We start from the raw sequence: 932 nt of genomic DNA, 5'->3' as shown, positions 1-932 counted from the left end.
CCCGCCGCAACGGCCACGAGGTACTGGCCGTGATCCGTGGCACGGCGGTCAACCAGGACGGGGCGAGCAACGGCCTCACCGCGCCGAACGGGCCCTCCCAGCAGCGGGTGATCCGGCAGGCCCTGGCGAACGCCGGGCTGACGGCGGCCGATGTGGACGCCGTCGAGGCCCATGGCACCGGCACCGCCCTGGGCGACCCCATCGAGGCCCAGGCACTCCTGGCCACCTACGGCCAGGAGCGGCAGGGTGACGAGCCGGTGTGGCTCGGATCGCTGAAGTCGAACACCGGGCACACGCTGGCCGCGGCGGGTGTGTCCAGCGTCATCAAGATGGTGCTGGCGATGCGGCACGGCACGCTTCCGCGCTCCCTGCACGCGAACGAACCCACCCCCGAAGTGGATTGGTCCCAGGGCGCGGTGTCGCTGCTGACCGAGGCGCGGCCCTGGCCGGTGAACGGACACCCGCGCCGCGCCGGGATCTCCTCCTTCGGTATCAGCGGGACGAACGCCCATCTCATCCTGGAGCAGGCGCCTCAGCCCGAGTCCGAAGACATGTCGCGGGCGGACGACGGCACGGACACCCCTGGGCTCGTGGCGACCGGCGGATTCGTGCCGTGGACACTGTCGGCCAGGTCCCCCGCAGCCCTGCGGGCACAGGCCCAACGCCTCCTGGACCACCTGGAATCCGGCGCCGACGCACACCCCGTGGACATCGGCTGGTCCCTTGCCACCACCCGCACCCTCCACGACCACCGCGCCGTCATCCTCACCGACACCACCACCGAAAGCACTGAGACCACGGCCGCCCTCACCGCCCTCGCAAGCGGACAGCCACACCCACGCCTCACCACCGGCCACGCCACCACCCACGGCAAAACCGCCTTCGTCTTCCCCGGCCAAGGCGCCCAATGGGCCGGGATGGGAGCTCAACTC

At 71.7% G+C, this 932-nt stretch carries 1 protein-coding gene; it reads left to right on the top strand.

Going from position 1 to position 932, the window contains the following annotated elements; genetic code table 11:
- The coding region (locus NQU54_RS48625) for a ketoacyl-synthetase C-terminal extension domain-containing protein (protein ID WP_306279893.1) at window positions 1–932 on the top strand (932 nt) is incomplete at both ends.

The organism is Streptomyces malaysiensis subsp. samsunensis (assembly GCF_024519315.1).
GTDB lineage: Bacteria > Actinomycetota > Actinomycetes > Streptomycetales > Streptomycetaceae > Streptomyces > Streptomyces malaysiensis.
Note: the sequence above shows the minus strand (reverse complement) of the source record. Positions and strands in the feature narration are given on the sequence as shown.